At 73.8% G+C, this 18861-nt stretch carries 13 protein-coding genes; 5 read left to right on the top strand and 8 right to left on the bottom strand.

Features of this window, described 5'->3' with window-relative positions:
• The first annotated feature begins 2 nt into the window (after positions 1-2).
• The 5 genes from ACZ3YO_RS30920 to ACZ3YO_RS30900 all read left to right on the top strand — a co-directional run bounded on the left by ACZ3YO_RS30920 (position 3) and on the right by ACZ3YO_RS30900 (position 8431).
• On the top strand, positions 3-4880 hold the full coding sequence (locus tag ACZ3YO_RS30920) for a beta-ketoacyl synthase N-terminal-like domain-containing protein (RefSeq protein ID WP_465575874.1): 4878 nt from the start codon (positions 3-5) through the stop codon (positions 4878-4880).
• A gap of 68 nt (positions 4881-4948) precedes the next feature.
• Positions 4949-5203 (top strand): acyl carrier protein, encoded by a 255-nt coding sequence (locus tag ACZ3YO_RS30915; RefSeq protein WP_396320564.1) that lies wholly within the window; start codon positions 4949-4951, stop codon positions 5201-5203.
• Positions 5204-5205: 2 nt separating this feature from the next.
• Positions 5206-6078, top strand: a complete 873-nt coding sequence (locus ACZ3YO_RS30910; protein WP_465575872.1) for an alpha/beta fold hydrolase — start codon at positions 5206-5208, stop codon at positions 6076-6078.
• Positions 6075-7328, top strand: coding sequence for a glycosyltransferase (locus ACZ3YO_RS30905; RefSeq protein WP_465575869.1), 1254 nt, complete (start codon positions 6075-6077; stop codon positions 7326-7328). The genes ACZ3YO_RS30910 and ACZ3YO_RS30905 overlap by 4 nt, the downstream gene beginning before the upstream one ends.
• Positions 7325-8431 (top strand): class I SAM-dependent methyltransferase, encoded by a 1107-nt coding sequence (locus ACZ3YO_RS30900; protein ID WP_465575867.1) that lies wholly within the window; start codon positions 7325-7327, stop codon positions 8429-8431. The genes ACZ3YO_RS30905 and ACZ3YO_RS30900 overlap by 4 nt, the downstream gene beginning before the upstream one ends.
• Before the next feature lie 118 nt (positions 8432-8549).
• On the opposite strand, the gene ACZ3YO_RS30895 is transcribed toward ACZ3YO_RS30900, so the two are convergent.
• The 8 genes from ACZ3YO_RS30895 to ACZ3YO_RS30860 all read right to left on the bottom strand — a co-directional run bounded on the left by ACZ3YO_RS30895 (position 8550) and on the right by ACZ3YO_RS30860 (position 18698).
• Positions 8550-10880 (bottom strand): tetratricopeptide repeat protein, encoded by a 2331-nt coding sequence (locus ACZ3YO_RS30895; protein WP_465575864.1) that lies wholly within the window; start codon positions 10878-10880, stop codon positions 8550-8552.
• A gap of 56 nt (positions 10881-10936) precedes the next feature.
• Complete coding sequence (locus tag ACZ3YO_RS30890; protein WP_465575861.1) at positions 10937-11413, bottom strand: hypothetical protein; 477 nt, start codon at positions 11411-11413, stop codon at positions 10937-10939.
• A 511-nt stretch (positions 11414-11924) separates the two neighbouring features.
• Positions 11925-14207 (bottom strand): ABC transporter permease, encoded by a 2283-nt coding sequence (locus ACZ3YO_RS30885; RefSeq protein WP_465576017.1) that lies wholly within the window; start codon positions 14205-14207, stop codon positions 11925-11927.
• A gap of 44 nt (positions 14208-14251) precedes the next feature.
• The gene (locus tag ACZ3YO_RS30880; RefSeq protein WP_465575858.1) at positions 14252-14938 is read right to left on the bottom strand and encodes an ABC transporter ATP-binding protein; all 687 of its coding nucleotides are present in this window, start codon (positions 14936-14938) and stop codon (positions 14252-14254) included.
• Positions 14935-15459 carry a PadR family transcriptional regulator gene (locus ACZ3YO_RS30875; RefSeq protein ID WP_465575855.1) on the bottom strand — a complete coding sequence of 175 codons (525 nt, stop codon included), beginning with the start codon at positions 15457-15459 and terminating at the stop codon, positions 14935-14937. The genes ACZ3YO_RS30880 and ACZ3YO_RS30875 overlap by 4 nt, the downstream gene beginning before the upstream one ends.
• 463 nt (positions 15460-15922) lie before the next feature.
• Positions 15923-16498: a hypothetical protein gene (locus tag ACZ3YO_RS30870; protein ID WP_465575852.1), complete on the bottom strand. Its 576-nt coding sequence runs from the start codon at positions 16496-16498 to the stop codon at positions 15923-15925.
• Positions 16495-17892 carry a hypothetical protein gene (locus ACZ3YO_RS30865; RefSeq protein ID WP_465575849.1) on the bottom strand — a complete coding sequence of 466 codons (1398 nt, stop codon included), beginning with the start codon at positions 17890-17892 and terminating at the stop codon, positions 16495-16497. The genes ACZ3YO_RS30870 and ACZ3YO_RS30865 overlap by 4 nt, the downstream gene beginning before the upstream one ends.
• Entirely contained in the window at positions 17889-18698 is an 810-nt protein-coding gene (locus tag ACZ3YO_RS30860; RefSeq protein WP_465575847.1) for an ATP-binding cassette domain-containing protein, read from the bottom strand. Before ACZ3YO_RS30860 ends, ACZ3YO_RS30865 begins: the two co-directional genes overlap by 4 nt.
• Positions 18699-18861: the final 163 nt, after the last annotated feature.

The following is an 18861-nucleotide window of genomic DNA, read 5'->3' as shown; positions in this document are numbered from 1 at the left end:
CGGTGACGGACCGTCAGCCACCCGCGGTGGCCGTGGTCGGCATGGCCGTCCTCCTGCCCGGCGCACCGGACCTCGCCACCTACTGGCGGAACCTGGTGGACGGGGTGGACGCGATCACCGACGTCCCGGCCGGGCGCTGGGACGCCGAGTACTACGACCCCCGGGCGGCCGCGGGCCCGGGCCATGTGGGCGCGGGCGCACCGGACAAGGTGTACTGCCGGCGCGGCGGCTTCGTGGACGAGCTGGCCGAGGTGCAGCCGACCCGCTTCGGACTGGTGCCGAACTCCGTCGCCGGCACCGAGCCGGACCAGCTCATCGCGCTCCAGGTCGCCGCCGCGGCCGTCGAGGACGCCGGTGGCCCGGACCGGCTGCCGGACCGCGACCGGGTCGGCGTGGTGCTGGGGCGCGGCGGCTACCTGACCCCCGGGATCGCCCGCCTCGACCAGCGGGTGCGCGGCTCGTACCAGCTGGTCCGCACGCTCCGCGAGCTGCTGCCGGAACTGACCGACGGCCAGCTCGACCGGGTCAGGACGGCGTTCACCGAGCGGCTGGGCCCGGACCGGCCGGAGGCGGCGATCGGCCTGGTGCCGAACCTGGCCGCCTCCCGGGTCGCCAACCGGCTCGACCTGCGCGGGCCCGCGTACACGGTGGACGCCGCGTGCGCCTCGTCCCTGATCGCGGTGGACCAGGCGGTCGGCGAGCTGGTGACCGGCCGGTGCGACGTGGTGCTGGCCGGCGGCGTGCACCACTGTCACGACGTGACGCTGTGGAGCGTCTTCACCCAGCTGAAGGCGTTGTCCCCCAGCCAGCGGATCCGCCCGTTCCACCGGGGCGCCGACGGCATCCTGATCGGCGAGGGCACCGGTGTGGTCGTCCTGAAACGCCTCGCCGACGCCGACCGGGACGGCGACCGGGTGTACGCGGTGATCCGTGGCACGGGGGTCGCCGGCGACGGGCGCGCCTCCGCCCTGGCCAACCCCGACCCGGGCGGTCAGGGCCGGGCGGTTCGGGCGGCCTGGCGCTCCGCCGGGCTGGACCCGACCACGCCCGGCGCGGTGGGACTGCTGGAGGCGCACGGCACCGCGACTCCGGCCGGCGACCTGGCCGAACTCCGGACGCTGGCAGAGGTGTTCGGGCCCCATGCGGCCCGGGAGCCGCGCGCCGTCCTCGGCTCGGTCAAGTCGATGATCGGCCACACCATGCCGGCCGCCGGGATCGCAGGCCTGGTCAAGGCGGCCCTGGCGGTCCACCACGGGGTGCTGCTGCCCACCCTGCACTGCGAGGACCCGCACCCGGCCCTGGCGGCCACGCGCTTCGCCACCATCGGCACGGCGCGTCCCTGGGAGAGCACCGACGGTCCGCGCCGTGCGGCGGTGAACGCCTTCGGCTTCGGGGGCATCAATGCGCACGTCGTACTGGAACAGGCCCCGAACGCCGGTGCCGTCCCGCCGCCGGCGACAGGCGTCGCGCGGACGGCCCGGCCCGCACCGGGCACCGCCTCCACGAAGGTCGTGGAGCCCGAGCGGGTCCTGCGCCTGGCGGCCGACACACCCGAGCAGCTCGCGGCGCTCATCGGCGACGACGCCACCGGCCCGGCGGCCGCCGGCCTGCCCGAGCCCGGTCCGTCGGCACCGTCCTGCCGCCTGGCCGTCGTCGGTCCGACGCCGAAGAGCCTGGCCCTGGCCCGCCGCGCGGTCGCCCGCGGCCGGGCCTGGCGCGGGCGCGGTGACGTCTGGTACGCGCCGCGGCCCCTGCTCGGACCGGGCGGCGGGCGGCTCGCGTTCCTCTTCCCGGGCCTGGAGGGCGAGTTCGCGCCACGGGTGGACGATGTCGCCGACCACTTCGGGCTGCCCCGGCCGGCCGTGGGCGATGCCGCCCGGGTCGGCGACATCGGCCGGCACGGCGCGGGCGTGGTCACGGTCGGCCGCCTGCTCGACCGCGCCCTGCGCCGGATCGGCCTGCGGCCCGACGCGGTCGCCGGTCACAGCGTCGGCGAGTGGACCGCGATGATCACCGCCGGCCTGTACTCCGGCGCCTCGGTGGACGCGTTCCTGGAGTCCTTCGACCCGGACGCGCTGCACGTGCCCGGCCTGGCCTTCGCCGCGCTCGGCGCCCCGGCGGACCACGTCCTCGATGCCCTGGCGACGCTGCCCGGCATGGCCGAGGTCGTCCTGTCCCACGACAACGCACCGCAGCAGGCGATCGTCTGCGGCCCGCAGCAGCCGGTCACCGAACTGGTGCGGTGGTTCCGGGCGCGCGGGGTGCTCGGGCAGGTCCTGCCGTTCCGGTCCGGCTTCCACACGCCGATGCTCGAACCGTATCTGGCACCGATCCGGGCCGCGGCCGAGCGGTTCGACCTGCACCGGCCGACCGTACCGGTGTGGTCGGGGACGACGGCCGCGCCGTTCCCGGCGGCGGAGGCCGAGGTGCGGGAGCTGTTCCTGCGACACCTGCTGGAGCCGGTACGGTTCCGGCCGCTGGTCGAGGCACTGTACGCGGCCGGCTTCCGGGCGTTCGTCCAGGTCGGCACCGGACAGCTGGGCTCGCTGGTCGGCGACATCCTCCAGGACCGGGAGCATCTGGCGGTCGCGGCCAACTCGGCCCAGCGCGACGGCCTGGCGCAGCTGCGCCGAGTGGCGGCGGCGATGTGGGTGGACGGCGCCGAACCGGACGCGGCCGCCCTGCTGCCCGCCCGGACGGGGAGCCGGGCCACGGCGCGGGAGCACCCGGCGGTGCCCCTGGACCTCGGCAGCGCCCTGGTCTCGCTGGACCGCGCCACGCTCGACGGACTGCGCGCCGAGCTGACGCCGGCGGCCCGGCCCGCGGAGACGCTCGGCGACCTCGGCCGGCGCTTTCCGCCGGCCGCCGGCCTGGACGCGCTCCTGCGCGAGACCGAGCGCACCGCGGTCGAGCTGTTCGGCGCGGCCGCCCGGATGCCGCACACGCCCCCGCCGGCGCGCCCGTCCGCCATGGCCCGCACCACCGCCCCGCACCCCGTCGCCCCGCGCCTCACCGCCCCGAACTCCGTCACCCCGAACTCCGTCACCCCGAACTCCGTCACCCCGGCCCTCGTCACCCAGCCGGCGGCCGCACCGAACCCCGCACCGAGCCCCCGGCGGCACGTCCTCCCGCTGCACGTCTCGCTCGACGCCATGCCCTACCTGTCCGACCACTGCTTCTTCCGGCAACGCCAGGGCTGGCCCGATCCGACGGACCGCTGGCCGGTCGTCCCGGCCACCACGATCGTCCACCACCTTCAGGAGGCGGCCGAGCGGATCGCACCGGGCCGGATCGCCACCGGCGGGCGCGACCTGCGCTTCGGCCAGTGGGTACCGGCCGCCGAACCGCTCGACCTGGCCATCACCCTCCAGGAGAACGAACCGGGCCTGTACAGCGCCGAGTTCGGCCACTTCGCCCAGGGCACCGTCGAGGTGGCGGACCGCTACGCACCGCCGCCCGCGCCGTGGCCGGTCCCGGTGGCCGGCGAGCAGGTGCCCGAGCTGACCGCGGCCGGCCTCTACCAGGAACGGTGGATGTTCCACGGCCCCGCGTTCCAGGGCCTGACCGAGCTGACCGCGATCGGCGCGTCGCACATCCGCGGCGTGATCACCGCCCCCGCCGCGCCTGGTGCGCTGCTGGACAACGTCGGCCAACTGCTCGGCTACTGGATCATGGCCACCCGCACCGAGCGCACCGTGGTGTTCCCGGTCGGCATCCGGCGGCTGCGCACCCACGGACCGGCGCCGCGCGCCGGCACCGAACTGCACTGCCACATCCGGATCACCGCCCTCACCGACCAGGTGCTCGAAGCCGACGTCCAGCTGCGCCCCGTTGGTGGCCCGGTCTGGGCGGAACTGCACGGCTGGCAGGACCGCCGCTTCGACAGTCACCCCGAGACCCGCCCCGTCGAACGGTTCGTCGACCGCAACACGCTGTCCCGGCCGCAGCCGGCCGGCTGGGTCCTGCTGCACGAACGCTGGCCGGACCTCGCCTCGCGCGACCTGATCATGCGCAACCACCTCGGCGCCGCCGAACGGGACCAGTACGCCCGGCAGCCGCCGCGCGGCCGCCGGGCCTGGCTGCTCGGCCGGATCGCGGTCAAGGACGCGGTGCGGCGCCGGCTGTGGGAGCACGGTGAGGGCCCGGTCTTCCCGGCCGAGATCGAGGTCAGCAACGACGCGGCCGGCCGGCCGGTGGTGGCGGGCGTCCACGGCCGGACGCTGCCGCGGCTCGACGTCTCGCTCGCGCACTGCGCCGAGGCCGCGGTCGCCCTGGTCCGCCCGGCCCGCGACGGCGTCGGCATCGACATCGAGGAGGTCGTCGACCGCCCGGGCGAGACGCTCCAAGTCGCCCTCGGCCGGGCCGAGTCGGATCTCCTGGCCGCCTGCCGGGCCCGCAGCGGCCGGAGCGACGGCGACGGTACCGGCCCCGGCAACGGTCGCAGCGCCGGCCAGAGCGACGAACACGGCAACGGCCACACCAACGGCCACAGCGCCGGACACAGCAACGGACACGGCACAGACCACGGCGACGCCGGCAGCGGTCGTGCCGACGAGGCCGGTGACGGGGCACTCTGGTTCACCCGGTTCTGGGCGGCCAAGGAGGCCGTCGCCAAAGCCGAGGGCACCGGACTGCGCGGCCGTCCACGGGACTTCACGGTGGTGGCGGCCGAACCGTCCACCCTGCTGGTCGAGACCGCCGGACCCGCCGGGCCCCGCCGCCACCGCGTGCACTGCACCACCATCACCAGCCCGCCCGGCCTGCCCGGGCGGCGCTACGTGGTGGCCTGGACCGCCGGCCCGGACGACGGCCCCCGGCCCGGACCCCACGAGCAGACCGGACACACCGACCGCGACCCCGAAGGGACTACAGCCCCGTGACTGTCAGCGAGCAGACCGTGGACCACACCCCGCCGACCGCCCAGCAGGTCCTCGGCGAGATCACCGCCATGCTGGCCGCGCTGCTCGACGAGTACGGCCTCGACGAGGCCGAGGTCACCATGGACACCCGGTTCACCGCGGACCTCGAACTGGAGAGCATCGACCTGGTGACCCTCGCCGGGCAGCTCCAGGCCCGCTGGGGCGACCGCATCAACTTCGCCGAGTTCGTCTCCGGCATGGAGCTGGACGAGATCATCGAGCTGACCGTGGGCCGGCTGGTCGCGTACGTGGTGGAGCGCCTGAGCCCGGCCGAGCGGGGCTGACCGTGCCCTTCCTCGACCTCGAAGGGCTGCGCTGCCACGTGCAGCGGCTCGCCCCGTCCGACGGCCGCCCGCCCGCCGCCACCGCCGTCCTGGTGCACGGCCTGCTGACCGACAGCATGGCCAGCCACTACTTCACCATCGCCCCGACACTCGCCGCGGCCGGGCTGGACGTGCTGATGTACGACCAGCGCGGTCACGGCCGCTCCGGCCGGCCGCCCACCGGCTACCGGCTGGAGAGCTTCGTGGACGACCTCGCGCTGCTGCTCGACCGGTCGGCCGTCACCCGCCCGGTGCACCTGCTCGGCAACTCCTTCGGCGGCACCGTGGCCTTCGGCCTGGCCGTCCGCAGACCCGCGGCGGTGGCGAGCATCCTGGCCATCGAGTCCGAACCGGCCTCCCGGGCCTGGTCCGTGAAGCTGGACGGCATCCTGCGCCGGGCCGGGACCGAACTGCTCGACGAGGCCACCCTGGCCTGGGTCGCCGACCGGCGCGGACCGCACACCGCCAGGCTGGCCCGCTCGGCCGGCCGGCTGCTCGCCGCGACCTCGCTCGCCCGGGACATCCCGGCGAGCCGGCTGCCGGGCGAGGGGGAGCTGCGCACGATCCGCTGCCCGGTCCTGGCCGTCTACGGGACCCAATCGGATCTGGCCGAGCAGGCGGCCTGGCTGGACGACCTGCTGCCGGACTGCCGCAGCACCTTCGTGCCCGGGCACGATCACTCGGTGCTGGTGGAGAACCCCGTCGTGGTGGGCGAGCTGGCGCTGGACTGGCTGCGCGAGCAGGGCGTGGAGCTGCGCGGCGAGCCGGCCGCCGTACCCGCCGGAGCACGCGGCGAGGACCGCACCGTGCTCGCACCGGGACGGACCCGCCCGTGAGCCGCTTCCTCTTCGTCGTCCCGCCCCTCGTCGGCCACGTGAACCCGGCCGTCGGGGTCGCCGCCGAACTGGCGCGGCGCGGGCACGCCGTGGCATGGGCCGGAGTGCCCGGCCTGATCACGCACCTGGCCGGACCGGACAGCGAGATCCACCCGTGCGCCACCCCGCCCCGGACCCCGGAGCGGACACCCGACCTGCGCGGGCCGGGCGCGCTGAAGTTCCTCTGGCAGGACTTCCTGATCCCGCTCGCCGAGGCGATGGCACCGGGCGTCGCCCTGGCGTGCCGGCGATTCCGCCCCGACGTCGTCGTCGCCGACCAGCAGGCCCTCGCCGGCGCCCTCGTCGCCGAACGACTCGGCCTGCCCTGGGCCACCTCCGCGACCACCTCCGCCGAGCTGACCGGCGCGCTCGACGACCTGCCCCTGGTCGCTGCCTGGGTCCGTGACCTGCTCACCGGCCTGCGCGGACGGATCGGCGCCCCGCCAACGGCGACCGACCCGCGGTTCTCCCCGTACCTGGTGCTCGCCTTCACCACCCCGGACCTGACCGGGCCCGTGACCGCCGGCAGCGGCCCGGTCCACTTCGTCGGCCCCTCGATCGCACCCCGGCCGACGACCCCGGCCTTCCCGTGGCAGTGGCTGGACCGGGACCGCGCCACCGTGCTGGTCACCCTCGGCACGGCCAACGCCGACACCGGCGCCGCCTTCCTCGCGGTCTGCGGGCAGGCGCTCCGGGCCCGCGCCGCCGGCCTGCAGGCCGTGATCGTCGACCCGGCCGGGGTGCTCGCGGACCAGCCGCCCGACCCCGACCTGCTGTCCCTGCCCGCCGTACCGCAGCTGGACCTGCTCCCGCACACCACCGCGGTGGTCTGCCACGCCGGCCACAACACCGTCTGCGAAGCCCTGTGGCACGGCGTCCCCCTCGTGGTGGCCCCGATCCGCGACGACCAGCCGGTGATCGCCCACCAGGTCGCCGAGGCCGGGGCCGGCGTGCGGATCAGGTTCGGCCGCACCGACCCGGCCCGGCTCGGCCAGGCCGTCGACACCGTGCTCGGCGACCCCGCCCACCGGGCCGCCGCCCGCCGGATCGGCGACTCATTCCGCGCCGCGGGCGGCGCCGCCGCAGCCGCCGCACGGCTCGAAGCACTGGCCACCGCCCGCCACCTGCCGGACACCGGCACGCCGGCCGTCGCCCCGCCCGGCCCCGCCCGGATCACCGCGTCGACAGCCGAACGGAAGGAGCCCCGATGACCACGCAACCGGCAGCCCGCTCCCGGCAGGCCGCCGTCGCCGGCCTGCGCCCCGCCTACCAGAGCGAACTCGCCGACGGCACCGACCGGTTCTTCGAACCGCGCCGCACCGACTGCCCCTGGTGCGGCGCCCGCCTCCTCCGGCTGCGGCTGCGCACCCGCGACCTCCTGCAGCACAAGCCCGGCACCTTCGTCCTCGACGAGTGCGAGGCCTGCGGCCACGTCTTCCAGAACCCCCGGCTGACCGAGGCGGGCCTCGCCTTCTACTACCGCGACTTCTACGACGGCCTCGGCGAACAACGGCTCGGCGCCACCCTCGGCACCCGCAGGAGCACGTACCGCGGCCGCGCCCGGTCGGTTCTCCCGTTCACCGCCGCACCCGGGCGCTGGCTGGACGTCGGCACCGGCCACGGCCACTTCTGCGAGACCGCACGCGAGGTCTTCCCCGCCACGGTCTTCGACGGCCTCGACCTCAGCGAGGGCGTCGAACTCGCCGAACGCCACGGCCGCGTCAGCCGCGGCCTGCGCGGAACCTTCCCCGGACAGGCCGGCCGGATGCCCGGACAGTACGACGTGGTGAGCATGTTCCACTACCTCGAGCACAGCACCGAACCGCACCGGGAACTCGCCGCGGCCCGGCAGGTGCTGCGCCCGGGCGGACTGCTGCTGATCGAGGTCCCCGACCCGCAGAGCCGCTACGCCCGGCTGCTCGGCCGCTGGTGGCTGCCCTGGCTCCAGCCGCAGCACCTCAACCTGGCCCCGGCGGCCAACCTGCGTCACCGCCTTGACGAACTCGGCTTCACCGTGCTGCTCGAACAGCACACCGAGCCGCACGACCCCGTCGACCTGCTGGCCGCCTGCTGGCTCCTGCTCGATGCGCTCGCCCCGCGCGAGGACGCGCCGTGGCGCGCAGGACGCCCCCCTGGCCGGCTACGGCGGGCGCTGCGCGCCGCAGTGTTCGTCGCGGGCGCGCCCGCCCTGCTCATCGCCGCTCTGGCGGACCGCCTCCTCGCCCGCGTCGCGGGTCCGGCGGGCCTCTCCAACGCCTACCGTCTGCTGGCCCGGAAGGACTTCGGCGGCGACCTTGAGCGCCGAGGTCAGTAGCGCTGGCCGCCAAAGCCGTCACAGCTCGGGAGCCGCAGGGCTGAAAAGAGCTCACCGACTCTGACTGCCGGTCCGGCTGCCCGCGCCAGCCGCCACCGGGGTAAGCGGCCTGCAAGGGCTACCTCCCTCGTAGCCATCTCCTGCCCCGGGATTGTTCCTGCCAGTACGTGAGTGCCTGCTGGGTGGTCGCGAGGTCGGGATGGTCCGGGCGGAGGACACGCAGTTGCTCGTTCAGCAGGTCGGAGAGGAGGGTCACTGCGCCGCGAGGGTCGCCGGACTGGCCGCGCCAGCGGGCGAGGGCGGCGCGGGTGCGGAAGATTGCGGACCGGTCGGTGTTGGTGGCTACGGCGTACGGGTTGGACCACGTGTCCCGAGTGCTCTGGGCGATCTCGCGCGACTCCAGGCGGAGTTGGTCGTTGAGCAGGTCGGTCAGGACGGTCACGGCCCCTCGTGCGTCGCCCGACTCGCCCAGCCAGTGGCCGAAGCTGAAACGGGTGTCGAAGGTGCCCGGGTCCTGCGGCCCGCTCGTGTGGAACTGCTCGCTGACGAGCTGGCGGTACACGACCACTGCCCCGGCCGCGTCTCCCGCCTTTCCCTGCCACTCGGCGGCGTTGCGGCGTAGGTTGAAGTCGGGCGGGCCCGTCCGTCCGTTGACGGCCGCGACGTAGCCGTCATCGGCGAGCAGGTCGCGATGGACGCGTGCGACGCCCGGCAGGTCGCCGGCCTGTTCGAGCCAGTAGGCCAGGTCGTAGCGCAGCTCGGTGACCTCCTCGACCAGGCGGATCCGCTGGGAGGGGTACAGGTCGTACTCCGGGGCCAGCAGGGCCAGTTGATCGTCGATCATCCGACGGTACTCGGTGATCGCGGCGGCGAGGTCGCCGGATTCCGCCCGCAGCCGCGCGATCCGGCCGCGCAGCTTCGTCACGGACTCGTGCCGGGCTCCCAGCCGGTCGGCCGTCGTCGGCAGCAGCGCTACGAAGTAGTCCAGTGCGGCCTGTGGCCGGCCGTCGTCCGCCAGCGTGTCGCCCACCCGGAATACGAGGTCGTGCAGCTCCTGACCGGTACTCCACCCGTACCGGAGCTCGGGCACGCCGGAGCCCAGCATCATGGCCGGGGCATTGCGGGTCAGCGCCTCGACGTTGGAGCGCAGCACGTCCGGAGGGAAATCGAGGGCGCGCGAACGCAGGTGCGGAGCCCGATCCCTCGGGGGAACCAGGAAGAACGTCATCGAGTTCGCCTCGTCCGCCGACGTCCGGGATGCGACGAAGAGCAGGTTGGCGGCCACGTCGGCCAGCTCTGCGGCCCGGCTCGCGGGCACGCCCTCGCGGACGGCTCGCTGCACCATCGGGTGGACCCGCACCGACCGGTCCTGGTCCGCCGGGTCGTAGTCGAGCAGGCTCCACCGGTGCAGCAGCGCGAGCGTCTCGTCGGCGCGCTCGTCCGGCTCCGCGTCCTCTGCCGGGCGGTCGGTCCGCTGCCGGTCGAGGTACCTGACCGCAGCGATCAGCACGGCAGCCGGGATGCCGTCGGAAGCCAGCAGCGCCGCCAGTTCCAGCAGCATCCGCGCCGTCCCGACCGGCGCCAGCGCGTCGGCGCGCTCCAGCGCGAGGTCCCAGGCGTATGGCAGCGGCAGGCTCTGCTCGTCCGGCAGTCCGCCCGGGTCCGGCACGAGGCCGGCCAGCCGCCGACCGTCGTCGCCGAGCAGGCGCAGGTAGTCGGCGCAACTCAGACCGGTGCTGCCCACGTAGGCGGCCGCCTGCGCGAGCGCGAGCGGCAGGTGTCCCAGCTCGCGGGCGAGCGCCTCCAGTTGCTCAGGCGGCTCGACCCGGCCGGACGCGGCGAGCACCGCCGTGAGGTAGCCGAAGGCCTCGGCGGAGCTGAACGACGGCACGATGACCACCTGTCGGCCAAGCCCCTCGCGGGCCAGGTCCCGGCGCCAGGTGGTGACCAGGGTCCGCCCCACGGGCTGGTCCGGCGGCCAGAGTCCGCGCAGGTCGTCGGGGTCGACCAGACCGTCCAGGACGATCAGCCGGCGAACCGTCTCCCCGGCTCCGCCTGGCCGGAGCCAGGCCAGGAATTCCCGCGCGCCCTGCTCCGGATCGGCCGGGTCCCTACCGGTGATCTCGGCGATGGCCTGGGCGTAGGCGCTCCGGATCGCCGCGCGGCTGCCGGCGGCGACCCAGACCAGCAGGTCGAGATGCCCGGCCTGCCAGGCAGTGCGGGCCTCGTTCGCGGCCAGCTGGGTCTTGCCGGCCCCGGCGGCGCCGACCAGTATCCGGCAGCGCGCAGGGGCGTCGGGAGTATCGAGAACGGCCCGGCGCTGGAAGCAGTGCGCGGTGTTTGGGACCGCCCCGACCTGGTGCGGCCAGGCGGCCGGGGCATGTCGGCCGGCGTAGTAGGCCACCTGGTCGGCGTGGCCGACGGCGAAGCTGTGGTTGCTCGCCTGCACCCCTGTGAGCGGCGGGGGTGGCGAGGTTTGTGACGGGCTTGGCGTGGCCGGTCCATTCAGCCCTGGAACGGATCCGGCACCTGAGGGTGGCCGATCTGCACGCCCCCATGGATCACACCGGCGGCGACCGAGCCTTCCTGGGCGCTGATGTGCACGTTTCCGCCGACCGCCATCCCGCCGTCCCCGGCCGACACCTGGGCCTGGGCCGCGCTCTCAGCCAGCAGCTCGCGCAGAGCCTCGCCGGCGCGCTCGCGCTCGTCCTCCGGCAGGTCCTCCAGGAACGCCTCGAACCGGGCCTGCCAGGAGGCCTCCTGGCGGATCCGGAGCCGCTCCAGCTGCCCGCCCTCAGCTGCCGCGAGCTCGGCGGCCGTGCGACCCAGCCGCTCCAGCTCGGCGCTCTCACGCTGGGTGTTCCCCCGCCCGAACCAGGCGGCCACCCGGCCTCGGAACCCCTCCCATGCCTCGGTCCCCGCCGCGGTCATCACCGCCGTCCCACCGGACATGGCCAGCGCGGTCAGTGCCTCGGACAGCATGCGCAATCCCCCCTGTCGACAACCGTGACCCCGACCGTACCGCGAGCCGGGTGCCGTGCCCAGGCGGCTATTCACGCAGATACGCAGGCGAGCAAGGATGAGTGACCAGGAGCGTGTCCCAGTAACGGGCAAGTGGCCGCGCTGGCCGTGATTGTTGGGCTCGGTCGTGGTCGCCCCGCTGGCGGCTGTGAGGCGGCGGTTGGGGTCCTGCCTGTCGGGTGTTCGGGCTGGTAGGGCCTGTGGCGGCCTCGGCCCGCTCGTCGCCGGCTTCCTCGCCCAGTACCTCGACGCGCCGCTGCGCCTGCCCTACCTCGTCTTCGGCGCCCTGCTGCGGATCAGCCCGCCGCGGTCGCACTCACCCCCGAGCCGGTCAAGAAGCAGCCCGTCCGGCCGGCCTACCGCCCGCAGCGCGTCAGCGCCGACCACGGCGACCCGGCCGGACCCGCGGCCGCCGCAGCCGCGGGCTTCTCCGATGGGAAGCCCCTCTGCGGACCCACGTAGGGTTCCCCGTCTACTCCGTGCGGATCCCCTCCGGGCGCATCATGCGCCACAGCGGCGGGAGGCTGAGGGCGGTCACCAGGAGGACGACCGCGGCGCCGACGCCGGTCATCACCGTCACGGACGTCCAGTCGAAGTGCACCGGCCGGCTCACCATCCGGAGCAGCACGGCGCCGAGTGCCAGGCCGGCGCCGCAGGCCAGGACGAGGCCCAGGACGATCGGGACGGCGGTCTGCCACAGGACCGAGAGGCTCAGGGTGCGGCGGCGGGTGCCGAAGGCGACCAGGGCGGCGAGGAGCTTCTTACGTTCGCGCAGCTGCTCCGTCTGGGAGACGAAGAGGCTGGCGCCGATCAGCAGCAGGACCGCGGCAGAGCCGATCAGGAGGCTCTTTTTCACGGTGGCGAACCGGCCGTTGACCTGCACCGCCTTGAGGGGCATCGGCATCATCAGAGGATGGGCCCGCGCCACCGTGTTCCGCACGTGCTCCTCTGCGTCCGCCACCGAGGGGTCGAGGTTGACGAAGGTGCTGTAGCGGAGGATGCCCAACGCCTCTTTCGGCAGTGCGCCCGGGGTGGCGATGAGGCCCGAATGGGTGAAGCCGGTGGGGTCCGGGCGGGATGCGGCGGTCTTGATGTCCGTCGGCACGGTCCAGGCGATTTCCGCGCCGCGGACTCCGGTGTCGGAGGACGGGTCGATGACGACCTTCTGGCCCGGCTTCGACACCTCTTGCGGGTGCTCGGGGTCGGGCAGCAGGAACGCGTCGCCGTCGGCGCACTTGTCCAGCTTGGCGATCTCGCGCAGCGAGGCGCAGTCGCCGATCGTCACGGATTGGTAGTTCTCCGGGTTGCGGGCCTTCTCGCCGAGTCCCGCACTGCCGAGGGAGGTCGCCTTCCTCACGCCCTCGGTGGAGGCGATTTGCGCGGTGATGCCGGGCATGCGTGAGGGCTCCACCTGCGACGGCGTCAGTACTTGGAGCTGCGCCCGGTCCGTGTCGATGCCCGTGTCCGTGGCGTAGGAGCTCTCGATGCCGGTGAACAGGGCGTGCAGGGCGATCGCCCCGGCCACGGCGACGGCGATGCCGTTGACCGGGCGCACCGCGACACCGCTGGCCAGCTGGAGCCGGCGGACCGCGAGCTGCCAGGAGACCGAGCCGCCCCCGAGCCGGTTCACCGCGACCTCGACCAGCCAGGGGAGCAGCGCGGTGACCCCTGTCAGCAGCAGTACGACACCGCCGCTGACCTGCCACTGGTTGAACTGCTCCATCGTGCTTTGCCCGATCATCGGGTAGAGCAGGGCCAGTCCGGCCAGCGGCATCGCCAGCCGCCACCACAGCCGGCGCCGGGGCGGTTTCGACGTACGGACCACGCCGAGGGGTTCGATCACGACCCCGCGCATCGCGAGCAGGGTCACGGCCACTGAGGCGATCGGCACGGCGAAGGCGACGAGCAGGGCCAGCGCCGGGCTGACGGCGATGTCGATCGGGTACATCCGGGTTTCGTTGATCGGGAAGTCGGCCACGAACTCCCGGCCCACGGCGAAGAGGGCGGCGCCGACGAGCACGCCGAGCACGGTACCGCTGAGCGCCTCGCCCGCCGCGATCCTGCGGGTCGTGGCTCCGTCGGCGCCGACCAGGCGCAGCGCGGCCAGCCGCCGGTCGCGGCGCTCGCCGCCGAAGCGGACGGCAGCGGCGATGAAGACGGCCACCGGGAGCAGCAGGACCAGGCAGGTGATCAGTATCAGCAGTAGGAGGACCGGGTCCCAGGGTTCCTGCGGTTCGGGGTTTCCGAAGCCGTTGATCCGCATGACGAAGCCGTCGCCGGCCTTCACGACGTCACTGCCCGCGTAGTACGCCAGCTCAGCTGGGCCGCGCAGGCCTGGCTCCGCGATGGTGCCGGCCTGCTTGTAGGGGAGCCGGGGCTCCAGCAGCCGCTTGCCCTCGGGGCTGTCGAGCAGCGCCGCCAGCGCGGGGGAGACCATCATCTCGCCGGGGCCGGGCAGCCGGGCGAGACCGGGCGGCAGCACGGGCTTGGAGCCCTCGGCGCGCACCATCCGGCCGTAGACGTTCTTGTCCTTGTACGTGCTGTGGGTATCGGCGACGAGGAGGGTGTCCTCGGCGGCCTTGTCGGTGGAGAGGTAGGTGCTGCGGTTGCTCTCGCGGTCGCTCAGGGCCTCTTTCGCGGCCGGGATGGCGGTGGTGAACAGCAGCAGCGCCACTCCGAGTCCGACACCGAGGGCGGTCAGCAGCGTCCGTATCCACCCCTCCCGGCCGCCTGTCACCGCGAACTTGGCGCCCATCGCGAGGTCCTGCGCCCAGGTGGTGCCTCTGTTGGTGCGGGTGGTCACAGGGCGGGCTCCATGTCACGCGACTTTCCGTCGCGTACGACGATCTCTCGGTCGGAGTAGGCGGCGACCCGTGTCTCGTGCGTGACGAGGACGACCGCGGCGTTGGTGGAGCGGGCCGCGTCGGTGAACAGCTGCATGACGAGCTCGCCGTTGAGGGAGTCCAGTGCGCCGGTGGGTTCGTCGGCGAAGAGGACCTTGGGGCCGGTGACCAGGGAGCGGGCGACGGCGACGCGCTGGCCCTGGCCGCCGGAGACCTCGCCGGGCCGCTTGTGGCCGAGGTTGCCGACCTCCAGCCGTTCCATCCAGGCCCGTGCGGTGCGTTCGGCGTCCTTGCGCTTGGCGCCGTTCAGCCGCAGCGGCAGGGCGACGTTCTCGACGCAGGTCAGCTCGGGCACGAGCTGACCGAACTGGAAGACGAAGCCGAAGTCGCTGCGGCGCAGTGCGGAGCGCTCGGCGTCGCTCATCGCGGTCAGGTCACGGCCGGCGTAGGTGATGGTCCCGGAGTCGGGGGTGACGATTCCGGCGAGGCAGTGCAGCAGTGTCGACTTCCCGGAGCCGGAGGGGCCCATGATCGCGACGATCTCACCGGCGTGGATCGAGAACGCGGCGTCGTCGAGTGCGGGGGTCGGTCCGTAGGACTTGCGCAGGGCTTCGGCGGTGAGCAGGGCACCGGCGGGGATCATCGGCGTATCTCCTTGGCGAGGCCGTCGAGGCGGGCGGCGGTCAGTTCCAGCCAGCGCAGGTCGGCTTCGAGATGGAACAGGGCGTGGTCGCACACGAGTTTGTCGGCGAGGTCGCCGCGGAGCTTGCGGTCGGTGAGGATTCGCATGAGGCGCAGGTGCTCCGCCCGCTGGACGTCCAGCAGCTCGGCTGCGCTGCGCCCGGACAGCAGGGCGAGGACAACCTTGGTGTAGAGCGTCGACTGGAGGTACGGCTCGGGCTTTTCCGGCGTCGTGAGCCACTGGGTGACGTCGGTGACCCCGGCGTCCGTGATCGCGTACCGCTTGCGTTCCGGACCGTCACCGGCCTCGACGCCGTCGACCTCGACGAGGCCGTTCTTCAGCAGCCGGGACATGGTCGAGTAGACCTGCCCGTAGTGCAGTGGCCGGTCGTGGCCGAACTTCTCGTCGAAGGCCTGTTTGAGGCCGTAACCATGGCGGGGACCGGACTCCAGGAGTCCTAGCAGTGTGTGACCGATGGACATATCCGGAACTATACATTCCTTGTATACACATGGCGTATACGCGGGGTGTCTAGTGCCCGGGTCGGGCGCCATCCTTGCTGGTCAGCGGGTTATGTCACAGTTCGCGCAGGCCTCTCGCATCACGCGGCGATTCGGTCCCGCCCATCGCTCTCCGCCATCATCGGCGGGCGGCCCCGGCGGGGACCGCCGGAACGGGAGGAGCGGAGGGAGCGGCGCTCTCCCGGCGGGGCCGGCCGGGGATCCCGACGTCGGGGTGGAGCGCGACCAGGTGCCTGCCGGTGCGGGCGGTGGGCAGCCCGGCAGCTGCCCCCCGCCCGCACCGGCGGGCCTGTCCAGCGCTTACCGGCTGGTGCCCGCCGCGCTTGCCGCCGGTCTCGTGCGTGCCGCGGCGGGGCCGCTGCACGCACGCGGGCGGGCCGGCGCGGCGGGCACGGCCGTGTCCGGATCCGGTAGCCCGGACCGGTTACCGTCTCGGTCCCGCGACGGCGTAGGCCGCGGTGCCGACGACCGCGAGGACCAGGGCCGTCCACGTGCCCGCCGCCGTGCCGGACGGCAGCAGCATCCAGCTCGCCACCTGCATCGGCACACTCGTCGGGGGCGGGGCGAAGAACGAGAACGCGAGCCAGGCGAACGGCAGCGTCCAGGCGTACTGCCCGCCCGAGAGTCCCGCGCCCAGGGCGACCAGCCCCATCAGCCCCGCGCTGTCCCGTACGACGAACGCAGTGGTGGCCATGGACTCGCCCGTCGCCTGCACGGTCAGCAACACCGTGCAGGCGACCGCGCCGACGAGCAGCACATGCGCCGCCCTGCGGGGCACCCAGCGGATCGCGGCCGTCCGGTCCAACGCGAGGTCCTGCCCGCTGAGCCCGATCGAGAGCGCCATCGCCCCTGCAGCCAGGACGAGCACGGGCAGCCGCGGATCCGCCGGCCCCCCGCCCCCGTCCCGGGCGAGTGCCCACATCGCCACCGCGCTGATCACCACCGCGGCGAGCGACGCGGGTACCTGCCGCGAGCGCGCGTACAGCGTCAGCCATCTCACCGGGACGCACCACCGCTCAGCGCGTCGAACGCGTCGCCCTGGCAGGAGAGCGCGGCGGCGCGCATCGCGTTGATCCGCGAGAGCTGCTCGGCCCGCGGAAGCGCCTTGAGTTCCGTCCACACCGGGCGGGCCTCGGCGTCGACCTCCCGGCGCAAACCTGCCGACCCTGCGCCGGGCAGCGGTCTGAGGTCCCCGAGGACCCAGCCCACCGCGACGGTCTGCGCGAATTGATCTCCCCCGAAGCTGCTCCAGCCGACGGGGGAACACCCTGGCACCATGCCTTTGGCGATCAGGGCCCAGGTCAGCTCCTCGCCCTTCGCGCCGGCGATGATGTCGTCGTCGAAGTCGAAGAGCACGGTCTTGGGAGACCACTGCGGCATGGAGCCGTTCGGCGGTACGGCGGTGCTCTCCTGGACCGAGGCCGGCGCCTGGTCGCCCAGGGCGCCCTGCAGCAGGCGCAGCGCCTCCCTGCCGGGACCCGCCAGGTCGGTGAGTCGTGCCTGGTGCGTCCTGGCCACGCACACCGGGCCGTCGCACACCAGCTCCGCGGCGGCCTCGTCGACGACATACATCCTGCGCGGGTCGGAGGGCAGGACGAGCAGGGCGATCACCACGCCCGCCAGGACGGGCGTCAGGGCCATCAGCCGGGCGCGCGGGGTCGCGGAGACGAGCAGCGCGAAGCCGGTCGCGGCCATGCCGAGCAGCCAGATCGTCTGCCCGACGTGCACGGAGGGGGAGAGGGTGACGAGCACATCGCGCACCTCCTCCACCGCCGGTGACAGAAGGGAGACGCGGTTCGGCTCCGAGATCGGGATCCCCGTCGGCGTGGTCCTCTCCGTCCGGCCCAACGACATGTGCATGAGGGCTGTGAACACGAAGGCGCCCATGGCCAGCGCGGGCGGGGTGAGCGCGGACGGCAGGGCCCGCCCGACCCCCATGCCCAGCACGGCCCCCGCGATGAGGAAGAGCGCCCCCACCAGCGAGATCGGCAACCACCCGAGGTGTGTGTACCCGGTGCCGGCGAACACCTGGACCCCACCCACGACGACGAGCAGCGCAAAGGCGGAGGCCAGCGTGATCGCCATCGTGCCCGCCCCCGTGGCCGCACGGTGCCAGGCGGGACGCGATGTGGTCGTCAGCAGCTCGGCCATATTCGAGCGGTGGTCCCGCAGCCCCTGCAGCGCACCGGTCCCCACGGCCAGCGGCCACAAATAGAACAGCAAGCCGCGTGTCGTCAGGGCCATGGACGTCCACTGGGCCGTCCACGCCGTGGTGCCCCTCCACCACGATCCGTCGAACAGGTACAGGAACGCCAGCGCGCCCGTCAGGACCACGGCGCCGGCCCACGGGGCGACGGAGCGCTTCAGCTCGATGCGCAGGACGCGGATGTTCACCAGGCACCCCTTCCCTTGCCGGGGCCCTGCAGCAGCGCCGAGTAGCCGCGCTCCAGCGGGCTGTCACCCGCGTGCTCGGGGCCGCCCGCCGCGGCCAGGTCGTCCGGGGTGCCCTGGAAGACCAGTCGCCCCTCGGCGAAGAGCACCACGTCGGTGCAGGCCGCGGCGACGTCCTCCACCAGATGAGTCGAGACGACCACGCAGGTGTCCTTGCCGAGCTCCTGCAGCAGCTCGCGCAATCGCAGCCGCTGCGCCGGGTCCAGGCCGACCGTCGGCTCGTCCAGCAGCAGGACCCGGGGGTCGTTGACGATGGCCTGGGCGATGCCGACCCTGCGCACCATGCCACCCGACAGGGCCTTCATCTTCTCGTCGGCGCGGTCCGCCAGGCCCACCCGCTCCACGGCCCGCTGCACCGCCCCGGGGATGTCCGCCTTCGGCACCTCCTTCAGCCACGCCATGTACTCGACGAACTCGCGCACCGTGAAGCGCTTGTAGTAGCCGAACTCCTGCGGCAGATAGCCGATCCGGCGGCGCAGCGCACGGTGCTCGCCCCTGCCGCGTACGGACTCGCCGAGCAGCTCCAGGGTGCCCTCGGTGGGGCGCAGCACGGTGGCCAGCGTCCGGATGAGGGTGGTCTTGCCCGCCCCGTTGGGGCCGAGCAGACCGTGTACGCCGAGGCCGAGCGACAGGTCGAGGCCGTCGACGGCCATGCGGTTCCTGCCGACTCTGACTTTGAGTCCGGTGGCCTGGATCTCCCAGGCGTAGGCCGTCGGCGCGATGTCGGTCGCGCTCACCGCGGTCATCATGTGGTGTTCCCCAAGTTGTCGGTGGGTTGGTTCCGGTCACTCGCAGGGTCGGGAGACCCAGGGGTGCCGGTGTGGCTGTGGTGTGGGGTTTCGGCCCTTGGTGGCTTGAAGGGATTGGCCGCCTGGCATCCCGTGACTCGATCACTCAGGGGGATGCGTGTGA

The sequence above is a fragment of the Kitasatospora sp. NPDC022785 genome (genome assembly GCF_055561295.1).
Note: the sequence above shows the minus strand (reverse complement) of the source record. Positions and strands in the feature narration are given on the sequence as shown.

Bases quoted from the DNA above. Each gene is read 5' to 3' on its own strand.
- ACZ3YO_RS30915 (WP_396320564.1), top strand. From the start codon at position 4,949: ATGCTGGCCGCGCTGCTCGACGAGTACGGCCTCGACGAGGCCGAGGTC.
- ACZ3YO_RS30900 (WP_465575867.1), top strand. From the start codon at position 7,325: ATGACCACGCAACCGGCAGCCCGCTCCCGGCAGGCCGCCGTCGCCGGC.
- ACZ3YO_RS30890 (WP_465575861.1), bottom strand. From the start codon at position 11,413: ATGCTGTCCGAGGCACTGACCGCGCTGGCCATGTCCGGTGGGACGGCG.
- ACZ3YO_RS30885 (WP_465576017.1), bottom strand. From the start codon at position 14,207: ATGGGCGCCAAGTTCGCGGTGACAGGCGGCCGGGAGGGGTGGATACGG.
- ACZ3YO_RS30880 (WP_465575858.1), bottom strand. From the start codon at position 14,938: ATGATCCCCGCCGGTGCCCTGCTCACCGCCGAAGCCCTGCGCAAGTCC.
- ACZ3YO_RS30875 (WP_465575855.1), bottom strand. From the start codon at position 15,459: ATGTCCATCGGTCACACACTGCTAGGACTCCTGGAGTCCGGTCCCCGC.
- ACZ3YO_RS30860 (WP_465575847.1), bottom strand. From the start codon at position 18,698: ATGATGACCGCGGTGAGCGCGACCGACATCGCGCCGACGGCCTACGCC.